This is a genomic window from Pseudomonas sp. PDM03, from assembly GCF_014852385.1.
Lineage (GTDB): Bacteria > Pseudomonadota > Gammaproteobacteria > Pseudomonadales > Pseudomonadaceae > Aquipseudomonas > Aquipseudomonas migulae.
This window is the reverse complement of record NZ_JACVBM010000003.1, coordinates 139086-159423: the sequence shown is the minus strand read 5'-3', so window position 1 is coordinate 159423 and position 20338 is coordinate 139086. Positions and strand designations below refer to the sequence as shown.

At 60.5% G+C, this 20338-nt stretch carries 15 protein-coding genes and 1 other RNA gene; 12 read left to right on the top strand and 4 right to left on the bottom strand.

All coding sequences use genetic code 11. From position 1 onward, the window contains the following. The first annotated feature begins 78 nt into the window (after positions 1-78). From IB254_RS07580 to ffs, 6 genes are all read left to right on the top strand, one after another. Positions 79-738, top strand: coding sequence for a GntR family transcriptional regulator (locus tag IB254_RS07580; protein ID WP_192226244.1), 660 nt, complete (start codon positions 79-81; stop codon positions 736-738). Positions 739-740: 2 nt separating this feature from the next. Further along, positions 741-4229, top strand: a complete 3489-nt coding sequence (gene smc / locus IB254_RS07575; RefSeq protein ID WP_192416911.1) for a chromosome segregation protein SMC — start codon at positions 741-743, stop codon at positions 4227-4229. Positions 4230-4487: 258 nt separating this feature from the next. Next, a complete protein-coding gene (gene zipA, locus IB254_RS07570; protein WP_008027358.1) occupies positions 4488-5342 on the top strand; it encodes a cell division protein ZipA in 855 nt (284 codons plus the stop codon). Positions 5343-5533: 191 nt separating this feature from the next. Continuing rightward, positions 5534-7891, top strand: coding sequence for an NAD-dependent DNA ligase LigA (gene ligA / locus IB254_RS07565; RefSeq protein WP_192416910.1), 2358 nt, complete (start codon positions 5534-5536; stop codon positions 7889-7891). Positions 7892-8063: 172 nt separating this feature from the next. Beyond that, entirely contained in the window at positions 8064-9230 is a 1167-nt protein-coding gene (locus IB254_RS07560; protein ID WP_192416909.1) for a putative zinc-binding metallopeptidase, read from the top strand. Between the two features lie 137 nt (positions 9231-9367). Next, positions 9368-9464: signal recognition particle sRNA small type (gene ffs, locus IB254_RS07555), an RNA gene on the top strand. Positions 9465-9646: 182 nt separating this feature from the next. Here the strand turns inward: ffs and IB254_RS07550 are convergent. Next, complete coding sequence (locus IB254_RS07550; RefSeq protein WP_008028568.1) at positions 9647-9961, bottom strand: helix-turn-helix domain-containing protein; 315 nt, start codon at positions 9959-9961, stop codon at positions 9647-9649. Between the two features lie 416 nt (positions 9962-10377). Between IB254_RS07550 and IB254_RS07545 the strand changes: the two genes are divergently transcribed. Next, on the top strand, positions 10378-12078 hold the full coding sequence (locus tag IB254_RS07545) for a putative bifunctional diguanylate cyclase/phosphodiesterase (protein WP_192416908.1): 1701 nt from the start codon (positions 10378-10380) through the stop codon (positions 12076-12078). A 117-nt stretch (positions 12079-12195) separates the two neighbouring features. Here the strand turns inward: IB254_RS07545 and IB254_RS07540 are convergent, their stop codons facing one another. After that, a complete protein-coding gene (locus IB254_RS07540; RefSeq protein ID WP_008028565.1) occupies positions 12196-12933 on the bottom strand; it encodes a substrate-binding periplasmic protein in 738 nt (245 codons plus the stop codon). A 144-nt stretch (positions 12934-13077) separates the two neighbouring features. Between IB254_RS07540 and dnaX the strand changes: the two genes are divergently transcribed. The 5 genes from dnaX to IB254_RS07515 all read left to right on the top strand — a co-directional run bounded on the left by dnaX (position 13078) and on the right by IB254_RS07515 (position 18836). Beyond that, positions 13078-15141, top strand: coding sequence for a DNA polymerase III subunit gamma/tau (dnaX, locus tag IB254_RS07535; RefSeq protein WP_192416907.1), 2064 nt, complete (start codon positions 13078-13080; stop codon positions 15139-15141). Between the two features lie 66 nt (positions 15142-15207). After that, on the top strand, positions 15208-15546 hold the full coding sequence (locus IB254_RS07530) for a YbaB/EbfC family nucleoid-associated protein (RefSeq protein ID WP_008028561.1): 339 nt from the start codon (positions 15208-15210) through the stop codon (positions 15544-15546). Between the two features lie 264 nt (positions 15547-15810). Beyond that, on the top strand, positions 15811-16845 hold the full coding sequence (locus tag IB254_RS07525; protein WP_008028559.1) for an NADP-dependent oxidoreductase: 1035 nt from the start codon (positions 15811-15813) through the stop codon (positions 16843-16845). Between the two features lie 65 nt (positions 16846-16910). After that, positions 16911-17513 carry a recombination mediator RecR gene (gene recR / locus IB254_RS07520; RefSeq protein WP_192416906.1) on the top strand — a complete coding sequence of 201 codons (603 nt, stop codon included), beginning with the start codon at positions 16911-16913 and terminating at the stop codon, positions 17511-17513. Between the two features lie 174 nt (positions 17514-17687). Next, positions 17688-18836 (top strand): acyl-CoA dehydrogenase family protein, encoded by a 1149-nt coding sequence (locus IB254_RS07515; protein ID WP_192416905.1) that lies wholly within the window; start codon positions 17688-17690, stop codon positions 18834-18836. 133 nt (positions 18837-18969) lie between these two features. Here IB254_RS07515 and IB254_RS07510 read toward each other — a convergent pair whose 3' ends face one another. Further along, complete coding sequence (locus tag IB254_RS07510) at positions 18970-19518, bottom strand: adenine phosphoribosyltransferase (RefSeq protein WP_008028553.1); 549 nt, start codon at positions 19516-19518, stop codon at positions 18970-18972. A gap of 79 nt (positions 19519-19597) precedes the next feature. Next, positions 19598-20332, bottom strand: a complete 735-nt coding sequence (fnr, locus tag IB254_RS07505; protein ID WP_008028550.1) for a fumarate/nitrate reduction transcriptional regulator Fnr — start codon at positions 20330-20332, stop codon at positions 19598-19600. Between the last annotated feature and the right edge of the window lie 6 nt (positions 20333-20338).

The following is a 20338-nucleotide window of genomic DNA, read 5'->3' as shown; positions in this document are numbered from 1 at the left end:
GAGTGGGCACTCCGCCATGACCCCTCATGTGCGCTACACTGCGCCGCTTGTACAGATCGAAGAATTTGAAGGACACCCATGACGTTCAAGGCGCCGGACAGCCTCGCCGAGCAAATTGCTCACCACCTCGCCGAACGCATCATTCGTGGCGAAATGAAGCCCGGGGAGCGCATCCAGGAACAGAAGGTCACGCTGGCCCTCAATGTCAGCCGCGGCTCGGTCCGCGAAGCCTTGCTGATCCTCGAGCGTCGCCACCTGATCGCGATCCTGCCGCGACGCGGCGCGCATGTGACCGAACTCACCGTGCACAAGGTGCAGAGCCTGTGCACGCTGATGGGCGAGATGTACATCCTGCTCGCTAATGCCGTGGCCACTGGCTGGCAAGTCCAGGCCGACCTGGCGCCGTTCGTGCAGATCCAGCAGCGCCTGACCGCGAGCTACGAGCGCCAGGACATCCATGCCTTCGTCGACGACAGTTTCAATGTGATGCGCGCCACGTACGGGTTTGCCAACAACCCGTACTTGCAGGAAACCGTCGAGAATCTGCAACCGGCCATGAGCCGTGCGTATTTCCTCGCCCTGGAGCAGCGCAAGGCCTCGATGAGCGAGTATCTGGAACTGTTCGAACGCTTGCTCGCGGCCGTGATCGCCCGTGACCATGCGCTGATTCGCACCGTGCTGACCGCGTATTGCCAGCGCAGTTGCGATCTGGTGATTTCTGCCCTGACGGACGCTTAAGCGTGCGGCTCAAGTGCATCAAGCTGGCGGGGTTCAAATCCTTCGTCGATCCGACCACGGTGAACTTCCCCAGTAACATGGCGGCGGTGGTCGGGCCCAATGGCTGCGGCAAATCGAACATCATCGACGCCGTGCGCTGGGTGATGGGCGAGAGCTCGGCCAAGAACTTGCGCGGCGAGTCGATGACCGACGTCATCTTCAACGGTTCGACCAGCCGCAAACCGGTGAGCCAGGCCAGCATCGAGCTGGTGTTCGACAACACCGACGGCACGCTGCTTGGCGAATACGCCGCCTATGCGGAAATTTCCATTCGCCGCAAAGTGACCCGCGACAGCCAGACCACTTATTACCTCAACGGCACCAAATGCCGTCGCCGCGATATCACCGACATCTTCCTCGGTACCGGCCTGGGCCCGCGCAGCTACTCGATCATCGAGCAGGGGATGATCTCCAAGCTGATCGAGTCCAAACCCGAAGACTTGCGCAACTTCATTGAAGAAGCGGCGGGCATCTCCAAGTACAAGGAGCGCCGGCGCGAGACCGAAAACCGCATTCGTCGCACCCACGAAAACCTGGAGCGCCTGACGGACCTGCGCGAAGAGTTGACGCGTCAGCTTGAACGCCTGCACCGCCAAGCGGAAGCGGCCAAGAAGTATCAGGAATACAAGGGCGAAGAGCGTCAACTCAAGGCGCAACTATCGGCCCTGCGCTGGCAGGCCTTGAACGAACAGGTCGGTCAACGCGAAGCGATCATTGGCACCCAGGAAGTCACGTTCGAAGCGCTGGTGGCCGAGCAGCGAAACGCCGACGCGAGCATCGAACGCTTTCGCGACGGGCACCATGACCTGTCGGAGCGCTTCAATCTGGTGCAGGGGCGTTTCTATTCGGTCGGTGGCGACATCGCCCGGGTCGAGCAGAGCATCCAGCACGGCCAGCAGCGCTTGCGTCAGCTGCAAGACGATCTGAAAGAAGCCGAGCGCGCGCGTCTGGAAACCGAGTCGCATCTGGGCCACGACCGCACGTTGCTGCTGACCCTCGGCGAAGAGCTGGACATGCTCACGCCGGAGCAGGAAGTCACCAGCGCCGCCGCCGAAGAAGCCGCCGCCGCGCTGGAAGAATCCGAAACCACCATGCACGGCTGGCAGGAGCAGTGGGACACGTTCAACCTGACCGCCGCCGAGCCGCGTCGCCAGTCCGAAGTCCAGCAGTCGCGCATCCAGCAGCTGGAAACCAGCATGGAGCGTTTGGCTGATCGCCAGAAGCGCCTCGGCGAAGAGCGCGCCTTGCTTTCGGCGGACCCGGAAGACGCGGCGATCATGGAACTCAGCGAGCAGTTGGCCGCTTCCGAGGCCACGCTCGAAGACTTGCAGGCCAGCGAAGAAGCGCAGGTCGAGCGACTTGAGCAACTGCGTCAGGAATTGCAGCAAGCGTTGTCGGCGCAGCAACAGGCGCAGGGTGATTTGCAGCGTCTCAACGGGCGTCTCGCCTCGCTTGAAGCCTTGCAGCAAGCCGCGCTCGATCCGGGCACCGGCACCGCTGAATGGTTGCGCGAACAACACTTGGCCGACCGTCCACGCCTGGCCGAAGGCCTCAAGGTTGAAGCCGGTTGGGAGCTGGCGGTGGAAACCGTGCTCGGCGCCGATCTGCAAGCGGTGCTGGTGGACGATTTCGGCGGTTTCGACCTGGCCGGTTTTGCCCAGGGCGATTTGCGATTGCTCAGCCCCGCCAGCGATGGCGTGCGCGTGCCAGGCAGTCTGCTCGACAAGGTCGAGGCGCAGATCGATCTGTCGCCGTGGCTGGGGCAGGTCAAGCCGGTTGAAAACCTCGAACAAGCCTTGGCAATGCGCAGTCAGTTGAGCGCCGGTCAGAGCCTGATCAGCCGTGATGGTTACTGGGTCGGTCGGCACTTTTTACGGGTGCGCCGCGCCAGCGAAGCGGAAAGTGGCGTGCTGGCTCGCGGCCAGGAAATCCAGCGTCTGAGCAGCGAACGCGAAGAGCGCGAGGCCACGGTCGAAACCCTCGAAACCCAACTTCAGAATCTGCGGGCGCAACAGCGTCAACAGGAAAACGGTCGCGAACATTTGCGCCGTTTGCTGCAGGACGAAGCGCGTCAGCAAGGCGAATTGAAAGCCCAGTTGTCCGCCGGCAAAGCCAAGGTCGAGCAGTTGACCTTGCGCCGTACTCGGCTCGATGAAGAGCTCACCGAACTGGCCGAGCAACGTGCGCTGGAACACGAAAACATCGGCGAAGCGCGCCTGCAATTGCAGGAAGCTCTCGACGCCATGGCTCTGGACACCGAGCAGCGTGAGCTGCTGCTGGCCCAGCGCGACAGCTTGCGCGAGCGCCTTGATCGCGTGCGTCAGGAAGCCCGGCAGCACAAGGATCACGCGCATCAATTGGCGGTGCGTCTGGGTTCGCTCAAGGCGCAACACGACTCGACGCGTCAGGCGCTGGAGCGGCTGGAAATGCAGTCCGAGCGCCTGACCGAAAAACGCGAACAGCTCAGCCTCAATCTGGAGGAGGGCGAGGCGCCGCTGGAAGAGCTGCGCCTGAAGCTCGAAGAGTTGCTCGACAAGCGCATGACTGTCGACGAAGAACTCAAGACCGCACAGATTGCCCTCGAAGACGCCGACCGCGAATTGCGTGACGCCGAAAAACGCCGCCACCAGGCTGAGCAGCAATCGCAGTTGATTCGTGGCCAGATGGAAACCCAGCGCATGGAATGGCAAGCCCTGACCGTGCGCCGCAAGACCCTGGAAGATCAGTTGCTGGAAGACGGCTACGACCTGCACGGCGTACTCGCCACGCTGACGACCGAAGCCAGCGAGAAGGACGCCGAAGAGGAACTCGAACGCATTGCCGCACGCATTCAGCGCCTCGGCGCGATCAACCTCGCGGCCATCGACGAATATCAGCAACAATCCGAGCGTAAACGTTATCTGGATGCGCAGAACGACGATTTGGTCGAGGCGCTGGACACCCTCGAGAACGTGATTCGCAAGATCGACAAGGAAACCCGCAACCGCTTCAAGGATACCTTTGATCAGATCAATGGCGGTTTACAGGCGCTTTTCCCAAAAGTTTTCGGTGGAGGACGCGCGTATTTGGAACTGACGGGCGAAGATCTACTCGATACAGGGGTGACGATCATGGCGCAACCGCCCGGAAAGAAGAACAGCACCATCCATTTGCTCTCCGGTGGCGAAAAAGCCCTGACCGCATTGGCCCTGGTTTTTGCGATCTTCAAGTTGAATCCGGCGCCGTTCTGCATGCTCGATGAAGTTGACGCGCCGCTGGATGACGCTAACGTTGGACGCTACGCCCGGCTGGTGAAAGAGATGTCGCAGACGGTGCAGTTCATCTATATCACCCACAACAAGATCGCCATGGAAATGGCCGATCAATTGATGGGGGTGACGATGCACGAACCGGGTTGCTCGCGTCTGGTGGCAGTGGATGTCGAGGAGGCGATGGCGATGGTGGATGCCTGAGTCGGCGTCTGTAGGTTGAGTATTTTTTGTCCGTAGGACTTATTTACCTTCCTTGACTTGCTGGCCAATCGACATATTCGCGCAAGCCATTGTGACAGACGGTGTAAAGTTGCCTTTGGTCGTGCTAGTTTAATGTCAATTTTTCGTATACGTGGGCAAAACGCCTGTCAGAACATAGAGTTGGCGCCACGTTTTAAAGCGGTTTACGAGTTGTAAACCCCTTATTTTTCAGCATTTTTTATAGAGGCACGGGATTACATGGAAATCGGTCTGCGCGAGTGGCTGATCGTCATCGGCATTATTGTCATTGCCGGTATTCTTTTCGATGGCTGGCGCCGTATGCGCGGCGGCAAGGGAAAACTGAAGTTCCGTCTTGATCGAAGTCTGTCCAATTTGCCGGACGAGGACACCAGCGCCGAGCTGTTGGGCCCGCCGCGCGTTCTGGATACCCACAAAGAACCGCAACTGGACGAGCACGATCTGCCGTCGGTGAGCATGCCTGCCCGTGAGCCCCGTGAGTCGGGTTCCAAGCGCGGCAAGCGTGGCCATGGCGAGCCGTCGCAAGGCGACATGAACCTCAGCCTGGACCTGGACGGCGGCCCGAGCTTCAGCAGCCGTGACGACGATTTCCCGGTTGACGCCAAGTCTTCGCCTTCGGTCAGCGACAAAGAACAACCGCAAGCCGAAGAAGTGCTGGTAATCAGCGTGATCTGCCGCGACGCCGCTGGCTTCAAAGGCCCGGCGCTGTTGCAGAACATTCTGGAAAGCGGTTTGCGCTTCGGCGAGATGGACATTTTTCACCGCCACGAAAGCATGGCTGGCAACGGTGAAGTCCTGTTCTCGATGGCCAATGCGGTCAAGCCGGGCGTTTTCGATCTGGACGACATCGACCACTTCAGCACACCGGCCGTGAGCTTCTTCCTCGGCCTGCCAGGCCCGCGTCATCCGAAGCAGGCCTTCGACGTGATGGTGGCTGCGGCGCGCAAACTGTCCCAGGAGCTGAACGGCGAACTGAAAGACGACCAGCGCAGCGTGCTGACCGCGCAGACGATCGAGCATTACCGTCAGCGCATCGTCGAATTCGAACGCCGCGCCCTGACCCAGAAGCGCTGATATTGGTGGCCTGCGGAAAATTCTGAATTCTCCGCAGGTCTGTGTAGGAGCCAGCTTGCTGGCGATGGTGGATCAGATACATCTATGTCTACTGACACACCATCGCCAGCAAGCCGGCTCCTACATTGAATCTACGCCGCACCACAGATTGAGCAGCCTCGGCTGCTCTTTTGCTTTATGAGAGAACACCCATGACCGCCGCCAAAACCCGCATTCTAGAGCTGCGCGCTGAGCTGGATCAGCACAACTATCGCTACCACGTGATGGACGAGCCGAGCATTCCGGACGCCGAGTACGACCGGTTGTTCCATGAGCTCAAGGCCCTCGAAGCAGCCAATCCTGACCTCATCACCAGCGACTCGCCAACCCAGCGCGTCGGCAGCGCGGCGCTGTCGACGTTCACCCAGGTGCGTCACGAAGTGCCGATGCTCAGCCTCGGCAACGCCTTCGAAGAAAGCGACATGCGCGAGTTCGATCGTCGGGTGACTGAAGGTCTCGACCTGCCAGCCGGCGACTTGTTTGGCGGCGGGGCGGCGGTGGAGTACAGCTGCGAACCGAAGCTCGATGGCCTGGCGGTCAGCCTGCTTTATCAGGACGGTGTGCTGGTGCGCGGCGCAACGCGCGGTGACGGCACCACCGGTGAAGACATCAGTGTCAACGTACGCACCGTGCGTAATATTCCGCTCAAGCTGCAAGGCACCGGCTGGCCGGCGACCCTGGAAGTGCGCGGCGAAGTGTTCATGTCCAAGGCCGGTTTCGAACGGCTCAACGCCACGCAACTGGAAGTCGGCGGCAAGACCTTCGCCAACCCGCGCAACGCGGCGGCGGGCAGCTTGCGGCAGCTGGATTCGAAGATCACTGCCAACCGTCCGCTGGAATTCTGCTGCTACGGCATCGGTCAGGTTTCGGCGGAGATTGCCGACACCCACATCGGCAATCTGAAGCAGCTTCAGGCATGGGGCATGCCGATCAGTCGCGAGCTGAAACTGGCACACGGCATCGATGAATGCCTGGATTACTACCGCGACATCGGTGAGCGCCGCAACAGCCTGGCCTATGAAATCGACGGCGTGGTGTTCAAGGTCAACAGCATCGCCTCCCAACGTGAATTGGGCTTCCGCGCCCGCGAACCGCGCTGGGCGATTGCCCATAAATTCCCGGCGATGGAAGAGCTCACCGAATTGCTCGACGTGGAATTCCAGGTCGGGCGAACCGGTGCCGTAACGCCGGTGGCGCGCTTGAAGCCGGTCAAGGTGGCGGGCGTCACCGTGGCCAACGCGACGCTGCACAACATGGACGAAGTGGCGCGTCTGGGGTTGATGATCGGCGACACTGTGATCATCCGCCGCGCGGGCGACGTGATTCCGCAGGTGGTGCAAGTGGTCATGGAGCGCCGCCCGGAAAACGCACGGCCAGTGCAGATTCCTGAGCAGTGCCCGGTCTGCGGTTCGCATGTCGAACGCACACAATTGGTCAAGCGCAGCAAGGGGCGCGAGACTATCAGCGAGGGCGCGGTGTATCGCTGCGTCGGTCGTCTGGCCTGTGGCGCGCAACTCAAGCAGGCGATCATTCACTTCGTTTCCCGTCGAGCGATGGACATCGAAGGGTTGGGCGAGAAGAGCGTCGAGCAGTTGGTGGATGAAGGTCTGGTGAGTTCGCCGGCCGATCTGTACGCCCTGACGTTCGAGCAAATCGTCGATCTCGAAGGCTTTGCCGAGCTGTCGAGCAAGAACCTGCTCAGCGCCATCGAAGACAGCAAAAAGCCGGGCCTGGCGCGCTTCATCTACGCCCTCGGCATTCCCGATGTCGGCGAAGAGACGGCCAAGGTGCTGGCACGCTCCCTCGGCTCGCTGGAGCGGGTTCAGCAGGCGTTGCCGCAAGTGCTCACGTACTTGCCGGATGTCGGCCTGGAAGTGGCTCACGAGATTCACAGCTTCTTCGAAGATGCGCATAACCAGCAGGTGATCGCCGATCTGCTCAAGCATGGCCTGCAGATTCAGGATCAGGGCGAGTTGGGCGCCGAGTTTGCGGCGAGCACCACGCTGGGCGGTTTCCTCGACAAGCTGCACATTCCTTCGGTCGGGCCGGGCGGGGCGCAGAAGCTGGCGGAAAAATTCGGTTCGCTGGAGGGTGTGTTTTCTGCTGACTGGCTGGACATGCGCCAGGCCTTGCCAGAGAAACAGGCCAATTCGGTTCGTGAGTTCTTTGCCGTCGCCGAAAATCGTCAGATCGCTGAAGCCGCTGAAAAGCAGCTGCGTGATTTCGGCATGCATTGGCAGAGCGAGAAGAAGGTCGTCGAAGGCTTGCCGCTGGCAGGGCAGACCTGGGTGCTGACCGGTTCGCTGGAATTGATGAGTCGCGATGTTGCCAAGGATAAACTGGAAAGCCTCGGCGCCAAAGTGGCCGGTTCGGTGTCGGCCAAGACCCATTGCGTGGTGGCCGGGCCGGGCGCCGGTTCGAAGTTGGCCAAGGCCAATGAGCTGGGGTTGAAGGTGCTGGATGAAGAGGCGTTTGTCGGGTTTTTGAGCAAGCACGGTATTTCTGTGTGATGCCAATCGCGAGCAGGCTCGCTCCCACATTTGACCGCATTCCTACTGGAAAAACGCGGTTACCTGTAGGAGCGAGCCTGCTCGCGAAGGCGATATTCGCCATCACGCAAAATCCGGGAACGATCAACAACCAATCATGATCTAGTCTTGGCAAGCCCAGGGAGAGATCGCCATGTACCGCTTCTTCGAACAGCTCAGTTCACGCATCGCCGCGCCTTTCATTGGCGAAAGCTCGCGCAACAGCAAGGTCTGGCATTGCCGCTGCGGGCAGTCACTGTTCTTTCGCAACAGCCAGTGCCTGGCCTGTTCGGCGGCCTTGGGCTATCAGCCTGAACAGGGTCGCCTATCGTCGTTACAGCCCGCTTCGCAGGCCGATACCTGGACTCTCGATGCCGACCCCGGCGCGGGTATCTTCCGGCGCTGCGCCAATCTCGACACCCCGGCCGCCTGCAACTGGCTATTGCCGGTCAACGATCACGAAACCTTGTGCATCGCCTGTAGCCTGAATCACACCATTCCTGATCTATCGCTTCCCGAGAATCACGAACGCTGGCGCAAGGTCGAAATCGCCAAGCGTCGGCTGGTCGCGCAATTGGTCAGCCTGGGTTTGCAGGTCATCCCCAAAACCGTGGACGAAGAGAGCGGGCTGGCCTTCGATTTCATCGGCGTCGACCTCGAAGGCAAGCCGCCGACCACGGGCCATGCCAACGGCCTGATCACCCTCGATATCAAAGAAGCCGACGACGCGCACCGCGAGCAGGTGCGGGTGCAGATGCACGAACCGTATCGCACGTTGCTCGGGCACTTCCGTCATGAGGTCGGGCATTATTATTGGGATCGGCTGATCACCAGCAGCCAGTGGCTGGAACCATTTCGTGGCGTGTTCGGCGACGAGCGCGCAAGTTACGCCGAGGCGCTCGACCGGCATTACCAGCAAGGCGCGCCGCTCGACTGGCAGCAACATTTCGTCAGCGCCTACGCCACCATGCATCCCTGGGAAGACTGGGCCGAAACCTGGGCGCATTACCTGCACATGATGGACGCGGTGGACACCGCCCTCGGCTTCGGCATGAGTGCGCGGGAAATGGATTTCGACTACCAGCCATTCCCGTCCAGTACTCTCTATGATCCGCAGCATCCCGGCGGCGCGGCGTTCCTGTCATTCGTCAATGCGTGGATCGAACTCGCCGGCATGCTCAACGAACTGTCGCGCAGCATGGGCCAGCCGGATTTCTACCCGTTCATATTGCCGCCGGCGGTGATTGCCAAGTTGCACTTCATTCACCTGGTGATCCAGCAGGAGGGCGGCAGGGCGGATGAAGTGGTGCAGGACCTGTAGGCGCCCGCGCTCTTTTCAGGACTGCGCATGTCCTTGAAGCCGCTCATATTTTTTAATCCGCCCGAACGGTTGTAACTTCGCCTCAGATAGGTACAATGGCGCGGCTCGCCGTCAGGTGAGCGTCGTTATGGTGACCCCATCGGTCCCCCCGCAACGATTACCCGTGAACCTGGTCAGATCCGGAAGGAAGCAGCCACAGCGGGAACATTGTGTGCCGGGGTGTGGCTGGTGGGGTTGCCTCCATAACGCACCGCGAGCCTTCTCTCGCGTTTTTCATCAAAAAATACTGTCTTGTTGCTCTGCCATGGATTTCGTCCAGGGCGGATTTTTCGTCGTTTCCGTTTTGAAAACAGGCGCAAAAAAGGAGGCCGACCTGTCGAATCACGACAAGTCGGCCTCCTTTTTCATTTCTGCCACTAAGGCTTGGACATGGCCTGGTCAACCGCTGCAATCAGCTTTCCCAGATCCTTCGGGGTGGCTTTGTGGATGACTCCGAACAGGTACGCCCGCTGTTCATCCTCATCGCCCAAATCTGCGAAGAAGGCTTTCAGTTTCACCCCCAGCACGCCGGCAAGCAGGAACAGGGCTTCCACGCTGGGGGTGTAGGTGCCGGTTTCAAAACGGCTGATGGTTTTCGGGTCAAAACCGGTTTTTTCGCCGAGTTCAGCCTGAGTAAGCCCCGCGACCTTGCGGTAACGCCGAATGGCTGAACCCAAACTTGAAATTTGCATCGCTCAATTCCCATTTAGAATCAAGAACTTAACGATAGATTTTTGCATTAGACAACTGCATGATCCATCACCTTGCTTTGCAAAATGTGATGCATTTCGTAGAATTGCCTCCTCTAAAGGGTATTTGGTGACCTGTTTGCGTAAGTTTGGCTGATGCGAAAGAGCCAGTAGGGTGCTCCCTTGAACAATATGTGGAGTGCCGAAGCCTCCCTGAAGCCTTGCAAAATGTTATCGAAATCGTTGTTGCTGCCCTTTGTCCGGGTCTTTGAGCCTAGTTGATCTTCGGCGGCCAAAGGGCCATCAATCGCTGTTCCTGGAGTGATCACGTGGCTCTGCGCAGTACGAATCAAAACATCTCTTCCGGGCATTTTGCGCTGGTCGAGCGGTACCACCGCTAGCGACAGTGAGCCTGACTCATGGATGAGAAATACCGCAGGGCCGTGGACGCCGCCGCAATCTTTTCCGAGACCGATCTGACCGGCCGGATTACCTACGTCAACGATCAGTTCTGCGCCGTCTCCGGTTACAGTCGCGAAGAACTGCTTGGGCAGAACCATCGCCTGCTCAATTCCGGCCTGCACTCCGCTGATTTCTTCGCCGGCATGTGGCGCACCATTGCGCTGGGCAATGTCTGGAAGGGCGAGATCTGCAATCGCGCCAAGAATGGCAGTCTGTATTGGGTCGAAAGCACGCTGGTGCCACTGCTGGATGACGCCACCGGGCGGATTCATCGTTACCTGGCGATCCGTTTCGACATCAGCGAAAAACGCCAACTGCTGCATTCCCTGCAATGGCGGGTCGGCCATGACGTGCTGACCGGGCTGCCCAATCGTGCGTTTCTCTCGGACCTGCTGGATCAGGCGCTGGCGTTCTCGCGTGAGGAAAACATCCCGCTGGCGGTGTGCATGCTCGACCTCGACGGCTTCAAGGCGGTCAACGACGGCTACGGGCATGCCAGTGGCGATCTGTTGCTGGTGGAGGTGGCCAAGCGTTTGCGCGACATTGTTCGCGGCGAGGATGTGGTGGCGCGGCTGGCCGGTGACGAGTTCGTGCTGGTGTTGCGCTATGTGCGTGATGTACCGGAGTTGCGTGCGGCGCTGAACCGTGTGTTGGGCGCGATTTCGGCGCCGTACCAGCTGCGGGGCAAGACCCTGAATGTATTTGCCAGCATCGGCGTCACCCTGTTCCCCGATGACAATCAAGATGCTGAAACCTTGCTGCGTCACGCCGATCAGGCGATGTACGTGGCCAAGCAGAGCGGGCGCAATCGCTTTCATTTATTCGACGTGTTCCGGGATCGAGAGGTCAAGGCCACTCACCAGACCGTCGAACGGGTTCGGCAGGCGTTGGCCGCCGGCGAGCTGCGTGTGCATTTCCAGCCAAAAGTGAATATGCGTCGCGGTGTCGTCGTCGGCTTCGAGGCGCTCTTGCGCTGGGAGCATCCGCAAAATGGCATGGTGCCGGCCCGAGAGTTTTTACCGATGGTGGAGGAGACGGACCTGATCATCGATATCGGTGAATGGGTGATGGATCAGGTGTTGATGCAGTTGGACCGTTGGCAGCAAGCGGGGCAGGGCTGGCCGATCAGCGTCAACATCGCCGCCCGGCATTTCCAGCGAGCGGATTTCGTCGACCGGCTCAGGCAGGTACTCGCCCGCCATGCCCGGGTCGCGCCGCAGATGCTGGATCTGGAAATCGTCGAGTCGGTGGCGATAGAAAACATCCAGCATGTCAGCGCCTGTCTGCAGGCCTGTCAGGCGCTCGGCGTGCAGTTTTCACTGGGTGACTTCGGCACCGGTTATTCGTCCTTGAACTACCTCAAGCGCTTGCGCACCCAGACCATCAAGATCGACAAGTCGTTTATCCGCGACATTTTGCATGACCGCGACGACTTGGCCCTCACCACCGCAGTGATTGGCCTGGCCCGCGCGTTTGGCCGACAAGTGATCGCCGAAGGGCTGGAAAGTATCGAGCACGGCGAGCTGTTGATGCAGTTGGGGTGCGACGTTGCCCAAGGTTATTTCATCGCCCGGCCGATGCCGGCGGTTGATGTGCCGGGCTGGGTCGAAGGTTTTGTCGCGCCGGCGCAATGGCGGGCACTCGATCAAACAGCCTGAGACTGTCAGACCTATGAAGATCAAATGTGGGAGCGAGCCTGCTCGCGAAGACGGTGTGTCTATCACGCAAGTGCTGGCTGAAAGTACGCAATCGCGAGCAGGCTCGCTCCCACAGGTTCAGGGTTTGCCGACATAGAGGCGGATAATGTCATCAATTTCCCCGGACATTTTCATCCTCAGTAACGTGCGCAGAATGCGTTGCACGGGCACTTTCGGGTCATTACGCACGTAACAACCGACACTCTGCACTTGCAGCACCGCCACGCCTTGCAGTTGCTGCTCAGGTAGCAGGCGCTGATTGAACCAGTCCAGCGTCCATTGATTGCTCACGGCGTAGCGGTAGCGTCCGGCCATGAGTTTTTCCAGGACCTGTTCCTGATTGCGCGCGTCCTCGCGAAGCAGGCGCCCGGCGTCGAACAGCGGTTGCAGGGTGGGGTAACTGTAGCCGAGCACCGTGCCGATGGATTGTTGTGGCAAATTCGCCGGATCGATTGAGGTCTGCAACTCGTGCCGGCTGATCAGCACGTCCGGCTGGGTCCAGAGCGGAATGCTCCAGATGTAGTCTCCGGACTGATTTGGCGACCACGTTTGCGCGGCGTAGCAGCGGACATCGATCTCGCCGTGCTCCATGGCATTTTGCACCCGGGCCCGCGGCAGTACGTGAAACTCGGCCGGAACGCCAACCTGGGTCGCGAGGCTGACCATCACGTCATGCAGGATGCCCTGGGTCGGCTGGCCTTGATAAAGCTGCACCATCGGCATCGCCCAACTGTCGGGCACCACGAAGCGCAGCGGCGCGTTGGCAGCCATAACGTTCAGACTCATCAACAGCAGTGCCCCCAAGGCCAGCCGCATAAACGCTCCGCTATCGATGAAAATCGAGCCGATAAAAATCACCGCAAGTGCAGCTTAGCCAGATTAGACGAGCGCGCCGGATGCAATTTTGGCCTTGCTCCGCTAGCATTAGCCGCTTCTGCTTCCCAGTGGCGATGGTTTTCGATGAGTTATCAGGTTCTTGCACGTAAATGGCGTCCGCGCTCGTTCCGCGAAATGGTCGGCCAGACCCATGTGCTCAAGGCTCTGATCAATGCCTTGGACAGCCAGCGGCTGCACCACGCTTACCTCTTTACGGGCACGCGCGGGGTCGGCAAGACGACCATCGCGCGGATCATTGCCAAATGCCTGAACTGTGAAACGGGTATCACTTCGACGCCGTGTGGCGAATGTTCGGTGTGCCGCGAGATCGATGAAGGCCGTTTCGTCGACCTGATCGAGATCGACGCCGCGAGCCGGACCAAGGTCGAGGACACCCGCGAGCTGCTCGACAACGTGCAGTACGCCCCGAGCCGCGGGCGCTTCAAGGTCTACCTGATCGACGAAGTGCACATGCTCTCCAGCCATTCCTTTAATGCGCTGTTGAAAACCCTCGAAGAGCCGCCGCCCTACGTCAAGTTCATCCTGGCGACCACTGACCCGCAGAAACTTCCTGCAACGATTCTTTCGCGGTGCCTGCAGTTCTCGCTGAAGAACATGACCCCTGAACGGGTGGTCGAGCATTTGACCCACGTGCTGGGCGTCGAAAACGTACCGTTCGAAGACGACGCGCTGTGGCTGCTGGGTCGTGCCGCTGACGGTTCGATGCGCGATGCCATGAGCCTGACCGACCAGGCGATTGCCTTCGGTGAAGGTCGGGTCATGGCCGCCGATGTGCGGGCGATGCTCGGCACGCTCGATCACGGTCAGGTTTACGACGTTCTGCACTCGCTGATCGAAGGCGACGCCAAGGCGTTGCTCGAGGCCGTCCGCCATCTGGCGGAACAAGGCCCGGACTGGAACGGCGTGCTCTCGGAAATTCTCAACGTGCTGCACCGTGTCGCCATCGCCCAGGCCTTGCCTGAAGGCGTCGACAACGGTCACGGCGACCGTGATCGGGTGCTGGCGCTGGCCCAGGCCTTACCGGCCGAAGACGTGCAGTTTTATTACCAGATGGGCCTGATCGGCCGCCGCGATTTACCGCTGGCGCCGGACCCGCGCGGCGGCTTCGAAATGGTCTTGCTGCGGATGCTCGCGTTCCGCCCGGCGGACACCGCGGATGCGCCGAGGCAACCGCTAAAGCCAGTGGGGATCAGCCAGGCCACAGTTGATTCCGCAAACTCAGTGGCTGCCGCGCCGGTTGTTGCGCCGGTAGTCGCTGCGGCAGTTGCACCGGTTGTTGCCGCGCCGGTCGCGCCGGTGGTTGCTCCCGAGCCTGAGCCGGTCGTCGTGCCGGAGCCCGTTGTTGCGCCGGTAGTGGTCGAAGCGGTCGTCGATCTGCCGTGGAATGATCCGGTAGAACCCGAAGTCGTCCAGCAGCCAGCCGTCGAGCCGGTGCTGGAAACCGCCGCTGAACAACCCGAATTGCCCCCGATGCCGTTGCCGACGCCTGACAGCGTTGTGCCAGACGCGCCGGAATGGGCCGCTGCGCCGATCCCGGAACCTTCCGTGGCCGACGTCGACGCCGCGACACGGGGCATCGACTCCGACGACGAGCCGCCGCTGGACGAGGACTACATCGAACCGGACATGGATTCGGCGTACAGCTACCTCGACGAACTGGCCAGTGAACACGCCGCCGAACCCGCGCCGGAACCCGAACCTGAGCCGGCCGCGATGCCCGCCACCGGTCTGGCCCTGCAATGGCTGGAACTGTTCCCGAAACTGCCGATTTCCGGCATGACCGGGAGCATCGCCGCCAACTGCACGCTGATCTCCGTGGAAGGTGACCACTGGCTGATGCACCTGGACCCGGCCCATAGCGCCTTGTTCAACGCGACTCAGCAACGTCGTCTCAACGATGCGCTGAACCAGTTTCACGGGCGCACGCTGACCCTGAGCATGGAGCTGATCAAGCCCGAGCAGGAGACCCCGGCCCAGGCCGCATCCCGGCGCCGTGCCAACCGTCAGCGCGAGGCGGAAGAGTCGATCCACGGTGATCCGTTCATCCAGCAAATGATGCAGCAGTTCGGTGCGGTGGTCCGTAACGATACTATTGAACCTGTCGAAGCTCTGGTCAGTCAGGGCTAATAACTGAAGGCGTTCGGCCGAAAGGGCCGGGCGCTGTTTTTATCCAAGTACTTTGAGGTGATTCCCATGATGAAAGGTGGCATGGCCGGCCTGATGAAGCAGGCGCAGCAGATGCAGGAAAAAATGGCCAAGATGCAGGAAGAGCTGGCCAACGCCGAAGTCACCGGCAAGGCTGGTGGCGATATGGTCACCGTGGTGATGACCGGTCGTCACGACGTCAAGCGCGTGACCATCGATCCGAGCCTGGTCGAAGGCCTGAGTGAAGACGACAAAGAGATGCTGGAGGCCGTATTCGCCGCCGCCGTCAACGACGCCGTGCGCAAGATCGAAGCCAACAGCCAGGACAAAATGTCCGGCATGACCGCTGGCATGCAACTGCCACCGGGGATGAAGCTGCCGTTCTGATTCGCCAAAGCGCGTCGGATGAGCTACATAAAAATGCCAGGCATTGCGCCTGGCATTTTTGTTTCTGTCTGTTGGAGATGTAGTGTCTGTGGGGGCGCCTTCGCGGGCAAGCCTCGCTCCTACAAGAGCGACTCATGACCTGTAGGAGCGAGGCTTGCCCGCGAAGAAGTCGACTCGGTCTCGAACAGAAACATCGAACACCCGACCGCCACAAAGGTCTGCTTCCCTATACCGCCAAATTCATCGATCAAAGGAGACGCTCAGATGCCACAAGCATTGACCCTCAACCAACGTATCGTCCTGGCATCCCGCCCGGTGGGCGCACCGACGCCGGAGAATTTTCGCCTGGAACGGGAAGCACTGCCGGACCTGGCGGATGGCCAGATATTGCTCAAAACCCTGTACCTGTCGCTGGATCCCTACATGCGCGGCCGCATGAGTGACGCGCCGTCCTACGCGGCGCCAGTGGCAATCGACGAAGTGATGACCGGTGGCGCCGTCAGCCGTGTCGAGCGCTCGCTGAATCCGAAATTTCAGCAAGGTGACCTGGTCGTCGGCGCTACCGGGTGGCAGAGCCACAGCATCAGCGACGGTCGCAATATCATTCCGGTGCCGTCCGGGTTGCCGAGCCCGTCGATGGCGCTGGGCGTGCTCGGCATGCCGGGCATGACCGCCTACATGGGCTTGATGGACATCGGCCAGCCAGCCTCCGGAGAAACCCTTGTGGTCGCGGCGGCGTCCGGTGCGGTGGGTTCGGTGGTCGGGCAAGTGGCGAAGATCAAAGGCTTGCGTGTGGTCGGCGTGGCCGGTGGCGCGGACAAGTGCCGCTATGTTGTGGATGAGTTGGGTTTCGATGCCTGCATCGACCACAAGAGTCCCGACTTCGCCGATGAGCTGGCTCAGGCGTGTCCCCAGGGCATCGACATTTATTACGAGAACGTCGGTGGCAAGGTATTCGACGCGGTGGTGCCGTTGCTCAACCCCAAGGCGCGGATTCCATTGTGTGGCCTGATCGCTTCCTACAACGCCAGCGAGGCGCCGACCGGTCCGGATCGCCTGCCGCAGTTGCAGCGCACCTTGCTGACCAAGCGTGTGCGGATCCAGGGCTTCATCGTGTTCGACGACTACGGTGATCGTCAGCCGGAATTCGTCAGCGCCATGGCGCCGTGGGTGCGCGACGGCAAGGTGAAATTCCGTGAAGATGTGGTCGAAGGTCTTGAGAATGCGCCCGAGGCGTTCATCGGTCTGCTGGAGGGACGCAACTTCGGCAAACTGGTGGTGCGCGTCGCGCAGGACTGAGTATTTGACGCTAAAGAGAGGCGCGGGTATAAACCGCGTCTCGTTGTTTTGTCGGACGTTTCCCCATGAGCTTCAGCCCTTTGATTCGCCAACTGATCGATGCCCTGCGAATTTTGCCAGGTGTGGGTCAGAAAACTGCCCAACGCATGGCGTTGCAGCTGCTCGAGCGTGATCGCAGCGGCGGCTCGCGACTGGCCCTGGCACTCAGCCAGGCGATGGAAGGGGTGGGGCATTGCCGGTTGTGCCGCACGCTGACCGAAGACGACCTGTGCCCGCAATGCGCCGATAACCGCCGCGACGACACCTTGCTGTGCGTGGTGGAAGGGCCGATGGACGTCTACGCGGTGGAGCAGACCGGTTTCCGCGGTCGTTACTTCGTGCTCAAGGGCCACCTGTCGCCGCTCGACGGGCTGGGGCCGGAAGCCATCGGGATTCCGCTATTGATGGCGCGGATCGAAGAGGCGGGCACCTTTACCGAAGTCATCCTGGCGACCAACCCGACGGTCGAGGGTGAAGCTACGGCGCACTACATCGCCCAGTTGCTCAGCAACAAAGGCCTGATCGCCTCGCGGATTGCCCACGGCGTGCCGTTGGGTGGCGAGCTGGAACTGGTGGATGGCGGGACGTTGGCGCATTCGTTTGCGGGGCGTAAGCCGATCGCTTTGTAGTGTTTTTACCGAGGCTATCGCCAGCAAGCCGGCTCCTACAAGGGAACACGATACCTCTGTAGGAGCCGGCTTGCTGGCGATCCAGGCAGCTCGGTCCCGCTGATTCACACAATCCTGTTGAAAACCAAGCAAGCGCTCGGTTAACGTCGCTGAACCCTTCCATGGAGTTCGCCGATGCCTGCCTTCCAGGAATACTTCGACCCCAGCCACCAATTGGTCCGCGACAGCGTCAGACGTTTCGTCGAGCGCGAGATTCTTCCGGACATCGACCAGTGGGAAGAAGCCGAAAGCTTTCCCCGCGAACTCTACCTCAAGGCCGGTGCAGCGGGGATCCTGGGCATCGGTTATCCCGAAGCTCTGGGCGGCAGCCATGAAGGTGATCTGTTCGCCAAGATCGCCGCCAGCGAAGAGTTGATGCGCTGCGGCTCTGGCGGTCTGGTCGCCGGGTTGGGTTCGCTGGACATCGGTCTGCCGCCCATTCTCAAATGGGCCAGGCCGGACGTTCGCGATCGCATCGTGCCGGCCGTGCTGGCTGGAGAGAAGATCAGCGCCCTGGCCGTCACCGAGCCCAGCGGTGGTTCCGACGTGGCCAACCTGCAAACCCGCGCCGTGCGTGACGGCGACGTCTACCGGGTCAGCGGCAGCAAAACCTTTATCACCAGTGGCGTGCGTGCGGATTACTACACCGTTGCGGTGCGCACCGGTGCGCCCGGTTTCGGTGGCATCAGCCTGCTGCTGATCGAGAAGGGCACGCCAGGGTTCACCGTAGGCCGTCAGTTGAAGAAAATGGGTTGGTGGGCGTCGGACACCGCCGAGTTGTTCTTCGACGATTGCCGCGTACCTGTAGGCCATCTGATCGGCGCGGAGAACATGGGCTTCGCTTGCATCATGGGCAACTTCCAGAGCGAACGCCTGGCGTTGGCGCTGATGGCCAACATGACCGCGCAACTGGCGCTGGAGGAAAGCCTGAAATGGGCTCGTCAGCGCGAAGCGTTCGGCAAGCCCATTGGCAAGTTTCAGGTGCTCAAGCATCGCCTCGCCGAAATGGCCACGGCGCTGGAAGTGTCACGGGAGTTCACTTACCGCCAGGCGGCGAAAATGGCGGCGGGGCAGAGTGTGATCAAGGAGATTTCCATGGCGAAGAATTTCGCGACGGACACGGCGGATCGGATTACCACGGATGCGGTGCAGATCCTTGGCGGTCTTGGCTACATGCGTGAAAGCCTGGTGGAGCGGCTGTACCGCGACAATCGCATCTTGTCGATTGGCGGCGGGACGCGGGAAGTGATGAACGAGATCATCAGTAAGCAGATGGGGCTTTGAGTGTTGTGGTGTTGCTGCTGACGCTATCGCCGGCAAGCCAGCTCCTACAGGTTCGGTGTCGTTCGCACACATTCGGCACGACTCGAAATTGTAGGAGCTGGCTTGCCGGCGATGGCGTCCTTGAGCGCGCCGCTTATTTATCAGCCAGGGCAAACTGCGTCAGGCAAAACGTCGGAATCCCCATATCTTCCAGGCGCTGCGATCCACCCAACTCCGGCAGATCAATAATCGCCGCCGCTTCATGCACCCGGGCGCCCATGCGTCGAATCAGGTTCGCCGCCGCAATCAGCGTGCCGCCGGTGGCGATCAAATCATCGAACATCACCACCGAGTCGCCTTCACACAAGCTGTCGGCGTGGACTTCGAGGAAGGCTTCGCCGTACTCGGTCGCATAACCTTCGGCCAGCACATCCGCCGGCAGTTTGCCTTGCTTGCGGAACAGCACCAGCGGCTTGTTCAACTGATAGGCCAGCACCGAACCGATCAGGAAACCACGGGCATCCATGGCGCCGATGTGGGTGAAATCAGCCTCGACATAACGGTGGGCAAAGCTGTCCATCACCAGGCGCAGAGCCGTGGGCGACTGGAACAGCGGGGTGATGTCGCGAAAAATGACGCCCGGTTTCGGGAAGTCGATCACCGGGCGGATCAGGGATTTGATGTCGAAGGAGTCGAAGACCATTGTCTAGGTGTCCTGGCAGGCTGCAAACGTCGCAGTATAACGGCGGCTGAACCGTTTCGCTCAGCCGCCGTGGTCGTAATCAGCCTTCGATCGAACCGCCGGCGAGGGCGCAGAGCTGGATCGGGTCGAGGATGTGGATTTCCTTGCCTTCGGCGGCGATCAGCTCGTTCTGCTGGAAGCGCGTGAACACCCGCGACACGGTTTCCACCGCCAGGCCCAGGTAGTTGCCGATTTCATTGCGCGACATGCTCAGGCGAAACTGATTGGCCGAGAAGCCGCGAGCGCGGAAGCGTGCCGACAGGTTGACCAGGAAGGTGGCGATGCGCTCGTCGGCGGTTTTTTTCGACAGCAGCAACATCATCTGTTGGTCGTCGCGGATTTCACGGCTCATCACGCGCATCAACTGACGGCGCAGTTGTGGCAGTTGCAGCGCCAGTTCGTCGAGGCGTTCGAACGGAATTTCGCAGACCGAGGTGGTTTCCAGCGCCTGCGCCGAGACCGGATGCTTTTCGGTGTCCATGCCCGACAGGCCAACCAGCTCGCTCGGCAGATGGAAGCCGGTGAGTTGTTCTTCACCGCCATCGCTGAGACTGAAGGTTTTCAAGGCGCCAGAACGTACTGCATAAACGGAGTCGAAAACGTCGCCCTGACGGAACAGGAACTCGCCCTTCTTCAGTGGGCGGCCACGTTTAACGATTTCGTCCAGCGCATCCATGTCTTCCAGATTCAGAGAAAGTGGCAAGCAGAGGGGAGCCAGGCTGCAGTCCTTGCAATGGGCCTGGTTATGAGCGCGCAGTTTTACTGGCTCGGACATTTCTTA